At 72.5% G+C, this 4,972-nt stretch carries 5 protein-coding genes and 1 pseudogene; 3 read left to right on the forward strand and 3 right to left on the reverse strand.

Annotation, left to right across the window (positions count from 1 at the left end):
* Positions 1-67: 67 nt before the first annotated feature.
* The 3 genes from AB0J52_RS27115 to AB0J52_RS27125 all read right to left on the reverse strand — a co-directional run bounded on the left by AB0J52_RS27115 (position 68) and on the right by AB0J52_RS27125 (position 2,843).
* Entirely contained in the window at positions 68-976 is a 909-nt protein-coding gene (locus AB0J52_RS27115; protein WP_500185149.1) for an NmrA family NAD(P)-binding protein, read from the reverse strand.
* A gap of 322 nt (positions 977-1,298) precedes the next feature.
* Positions 1,299-1,772, reverse strand: coding sequence for a MarR family winged helix-turn-helix transcriptional regulator (locus AB0J52_RS27120; protein WP_500185150.1), 474 nt, complete (start codon positions 1,770-1,772; stop codon positions 1,299-1,301).
* A gap of 75 nt (positions 1,773-1,847) precedes the next feature.
* On the reverse strand, positions 1,848-2,843 hold the full coding sequence (locus AB0J52_RS27125) for a helix-turn-helix transcriptional regulator (protein WP_500185151.1): 996 nt from the start codon (positions 2,841-2,843) through the stop codon (positions 1,848-1,850).
* Positions 2,844-2,940: 97 nt separating this feature from the next.
* On the opposite strand from AB0J52_RS27125, the gene AB0J52_RS27130 reads away from it, so the two are divergent.
* From AB0J52_RS27130 to AB0J52_RS27140, 3 genes and pseudogenes are all read left to right on the forward strand, one after another.
* Positions 2,941-3,366 carry a VOC family protein gene (locus AB0J52_RS27130; protein ID WP_500185152.1) on the forward strand — a complete coding sequence of 142 codons (426 nt, stop codon included), beginning with the start codon at positions 2,941-2,943 and terminating at the stop codon, positions 3,364-3,366.
* Between the two features lie 178 nt (positions 3,367-3,544).
* Positions 3,545-4,555, forward strand: coding sequence for a Gfo/Idh/MocA family protein (locus tag AB0J52_RS27135; protein ID WP_500185153.1), 1,011 nt, complete (start codon positions 3,545-3,547; stop codon positions 4,553-4,555).
* Positions 4,552-4,972: pseudogene (locus AB0J52_RS27140) on the forward strand (inorganic phosphate transporter); the annotation flags it as partial. The gene AB0J52_RS27135 and the pseudogene AB0J52_RS27140, both read left to right, overlap by 4 nt.

Consider the following 4,972-nt stretch of genomic DNA (forward strand, 5'->3'; position numbering starts at 1 on the left):
CGAGAACAGCACGCCCTCGGCCTTGGCGCGCTCGATCTGCGCGCTGAGGAACTCGGACGGCTGAACGTCAGGCCGCCGGGAACGCCGTGCGGACGAAGTCGGTCACCGACGTCGGCGCGACCGAGGGGTACCTGGCGTTGTCGAGCGCGTCGAACTTGCCCTTCCCCGTCACCATGCACCACTGGTACTGGAGCGCGACGTAGTCGAACGGGTTCTGGGTCCGCGCGGCCTGGCGCTCGATCTCGGCGCGCAGCTCGTCGGCGGTGCCGAGGTGCCGCAGCTCCAGCCCGCGTCCCGAGCCGTGCTGGACCGCCTCGTGGAACTCCCGCATCGACAGGACGTTCCCGGCGAACCGGAGCGTGCCCGTGGCCGCCGGGTCGAGCGCGACCTCGGCGGTGTAGGCGGCGGTGTCGGGCACGGAGGTCAAGTCGAGCGGCTGGTCCGGGTCGCCCCAGTGGGACAGGGTGCCCCGGTCCCAGTCGACCAGCCCCATGAAGCCGACCATCACCTCGTAGAACGCCCCGTTGAGCACGGAGACCACCTCGACGCCGGCGCCGGCGAACTCGGCGGCGGCCCGGCGGCGCCAGTCGATCATGAAGTTGTCGCCGTCGTCGAGCTTGCCCACGTCGATGGCGAAGTCGGAGGGGATGAACCGTCCGGCCCCGGCCTTCGCCGCGGCACGCGCGAGATTGGCCTGGCCGTCCACGATCACGTCGGGACCGCCCTGGACGGCCGAGATGACGGTGGCGGCGTCCCCGACGGCCTCGGCGAGGCGCTCCAGCGGGTCGGTGATGTCGCCCTCGACCACTTCGAGACCGCGCGAGCGCAGCGCCGTCAGCTTGTCGGTCTTCTCCGCCTCGGTGCCCGGCCGGACCATGGCCCGGACGGACGCTCCCCGGTCGAGAAGGGCGTTGACGATGTGACTTCCGAGCAGTCCCGTGGGGCCGGCCACGAAGACCTTGGAGGGAGATGACATGTTGGCTCCTGTTTCCTAGAACATCGGCAGGGTTCACCCGGGCCGGCAACGGCCCTTGGGTGTCTTGGGGGAGTCCGTCCAGGACTCGGGGAACGGGGGCGGCACCACGCGCGGTGCTCACTCCGTCCAGAACGAGCGCACGTCAAAGACCACGCACGTCGAGACCGTGCAGGTCAGAGATCACGCAGGTCAGAGACCGCGCAGGTCAGAGACCGCGCAGGTCAGGGAGCGCGCACGTCAGAGACCGGGCACGTTGGACCGAACGCGCGGCGGGGACGCGCGTGTCGGAAGGGAGGTCGCGCCCTCAGGGGACGCGGCGGGGTCAGGATTTCTTGATCGCCTCGGCGAAGGCGGCCAGGCCGTCGGCCAGGTGCTCGATCTCGGCGGGCTCCCAGCCGTCGAGGAGCCCCGCGATCGTGGCCGTTCTCGCTTTCCAGAGTTCGCGGATGGCGAGCTTGCCCTCCCGCGTGACGCTCACCAGCTGCGCCCGGGCGTCGGCGGGGTCCGGACGCCGCTCGATGAACCCGCGCGTCTCCAGGCGTTTGGCCGGAGGGGAGAGCGTGGACTTGTCCACCTCCATCAGCTCGGCCAGGACCGAGAGCCGCACCGGAGCGTGCAGGGAGATCTGCGCCAGCAGCGTGTAGTCCCCGAGCGACAGCTCCAGTCCGGACGCCGCCATGATCCGCCGCCGCGTCGCCGGGGCGAACATCCAGTTGCCCACGGTGGCCAGCGCCGCCGCCACCCGGTCGGTGGCCTCCCGCTGCCGGCCGTCCGCGTTCTCCGGCGCGCCTTCCATCCCGGCCCCCTCGCTCCCATTGGTTGGTTGGGCACAACCAACTATGCACCCGCGACGTGATCTATGCAAGTGCATTCATTCGGCGGCGTCGCCTTCGGCGGCGGTGGCGTAGCGGCGGGCCAGGCGGGCGAACGCGTCCTTCAGCTCGGACGGGCCGACGACGGTGATGTCCGCGTCGAACCTCCCGAGGGCGGCGGCCAGAGCGACCCATGACCACGAGCCCGCGATGAGGCGACACCGGTCGGGGCCGAGTTCCTCGATGACGCCGTCGCGACTGTGGCGGGCCACGACTGCGGCGGGCAGATCGAGGATCACCTCGCCACGGCACGGCCAGTCACCCGAACCGTGGGAACCGGAGAACCGCCCGATGACGAAGGCGGCCACATCCCCGCCGGGCAGCTCACGCGGGGAGAACCGCGGGCCTGGGAGAGTGCGCGGGGTCATGCGGTCCGCGCGGAAGACGCGCCAGTCGGCGCGGTCGAGGTCCCAGGCCACGAGGTACCAACGCGCACCCCGGGTGACCAGGTGGTGGGGCTCCGCGCGGCGTGCCGGGCCCGGCGTCCGGGGAACGGCCCCTTCTCCAGGGGACGCGTAGTCGAAGCGCAGCACTTCACGTGCCTGGACGGCGGCGCTGAGCGCCATGAGCACACCGCTGTCGGCCTGCGGTTCCGGACGGGCCACCGGGCGCGCGACGGCGGTGAACCGGACGGCGTCGACGCGGTGGCGCAGCCGCGCGGGCATGACCTGCCGGACGGTGTTGAGCGCGCGGGCCGCCGCGTCCTCGATGCCGGCGCCGCTGGCGGTGGCGTTCTGGAGCGCGACGGCCAGCGCGACGGCCTGGTCGTCGTCGAACAGCAGGGGAGGGAGTCTCGTTCCGGCGTCGAGCCGGTAGCCGCCGTCCGGGCCTTTGACGGTCGCGATGGGATAGCCCAGCTCGCGCAGCCGGTCGACGTCGCGGCGGACCGTGCGGGAGCTGACCTCCAGTCGTTCGGCCAGCAGGGCTCCCGGCCAGTCCCGGCGTGTCTGCAGGAGGGAGAGCAGCGACAGCAGCCGCGCTGAGGTCTTCGGCATGTTCCTCAGTCTGCTCGAAGAAGAGGACACAACCTGGCCACTTCTCCTGCGACCTTCTTCCTCGTCCGAGAGAACCTCGAAGTTGAAGGAGCACACCATGTCCGTCACGACCACGGCACACCTGAACTTCCGCGGCGACGCGCGCGCGGCGCTGGAGTTCTACCGGTCGGTCTTCGGCGGCGACCTCGCCGTCGTCACCTACAAGGACGCGGGCGCCGTCCAGGACGAGTCCGAGGCCGACCAGGTGATGTGGGGCCAGGTGCACGCCGGCGGCGGCTTCCACGTCATGGCCTATGACGTGCCGTCGCACCTGCCCTACGAGCAGGGGACGAACGCGTTCTTCGTCTCCGTGCGCGCCGAGACGGCCGAGGAGATCACCGGCTACTGGGAGAGGCTCGTCGAAGGGGCGACGGTCGTGGTCCCGATGGGGCCGGCGGGCTGGGCGCCGGCCTACGGGATGGCGCGGGACCGGTTCGGCGTCGTCTGGGTCCTCGACGTCGTGAGCGGCCCGGCCGCCGGGTAGCGAGCCTGAGCGCGACCTGTCAGGTGAGGATGACTTCAGGTAAGTACGTCAGAATGTAAGAACAAAGTATTGACTTGCCTGGAGCGCCCGGACTACAAATGTGCTCCAAGCCACACGGGTGAACATTACGTGAACAGTTCGTGAACCCTGGTGGACGGACGGGCCACAGGAGGACGGGATGCGGGTCGGGCTACTGGGTGCGGGGCGGATCGGCGGGTGGCACGCGCGGCTGCTGGCACGGCACCCGCTCGTGGACGAGCTGGTCGTGGCGGACGCCGACCGCCGCCGGGCGGAGGTGCTCGCCGGTCCGCTGGGCGCCCGTGCCGCGGACCCGGAGGAGGTGTTCGCCGCCCGGCCCGACGCGGTCGTCATCGCCACGCCCACCGCGACCCACGCCGAGCTGCTCGTGCGGGCCTGCGAGGCGGGGATCCCCGCGTTCTGCGAGAAGCCGGTCGCGGAGGACCTCGCGGCGACCCTCGCCGTCCGGGACCGGGTCGCCGCGACCGGCGTGCCCGTCCAGATCGGGTTCCAGCGCCGGTTCGACGCCGGGTACGCGGCGGCGCGGGCGGCGCTCCGGGGCGGGAGGCTCGGCGTCCTGCACCGGGTCCACATGGTCACCGCCGACCCCGCCCCGCCGCCCGCCGAGTACGTCGCGGTCTCCGGAGGCATCTTCCGCGACTGCCAGATCCACGACTTCGACGTGCTGCGGTGGGTCACCGGCCAGGAGGTCGAGTCGGTCACGGCCGTCGGCGCGAACCGCGGCGCCTCCTACTTCGCCGAGGCGGACGACGTGGACGCGAGCGCCGTCCTGCTCGTCCTGTCCGGCGGGACGGTCGCCACCGCGCACGGCGGACGCTACAACGCGGCCGGCTACGACGTGCGGATGGAGCTGGCGGGCACGGCGGGGACGTGGGTGGTCGGCCTGGACGAGCGGGCGCCGCTGCGCTCCGCCGAGCCCGGCGTGGACTGGCCCTCCGGGGACTCCTGGGGCGACTTCCGCGAGCGGTTCGAACCCGCCTACGCGACCGAAATTGGAACGTTCCTCGACGTGGCCCGAGGCCACGCCCCCAGCCCGTGCACCGTGGACGACGCCCTGGCGGCCCTGCTGATCGCCGAGGCGGCCACGCTGTCCCGGCGCGAGGGACGCACCGTCCGGCCCGCCGAGTTCACCCCCGCGGAGGCGCGATGACCTGGGCGATCGCCTTCGGGCTCGTGGCACTCGGCTTCGTCTACGTCAGCGGGGTCAACGACGGCGCCACGCTGCTCGGCCTCGGCGGCCGGTACCCGCGCAGCTCCCGGCTCGCGCTCGCCGTCCTGGTGGTCGTGCCGCTGGTGGTCGTCCCCGAGGCGGCCGGACTGTCGGTCGCCCGGACGTTCACCGAGCGGCTCGCCGACCTCGGCGACCCGCACGGCGCCGAGGCGTTCCTCTTCGGCGTGGCGGTCGCCCTCGCGGTGGTCGTCGGCCTGTCCCTGCGCGGCCTGCCGACCAGCCTCACCCTGGCCGTCGTCGGCGGCATCGGCGGGGCGGGCCTCGGCGCGGGGCTCCCGGTCTCGTGGTCGGGCCTGGCCGCCGTCCTCGCGATCGGCGCCGCCGCGCCCCTGGTCG

The organism is Spirillospora sp. NPDC049652 (genome assembly GCF_040675125.1).
Taxonomy (GTDB): Bacteria; Actinomycetota; Actinomycetes; order Streptosporangiales; family Streptosporangiaceae; genus Spirillospora.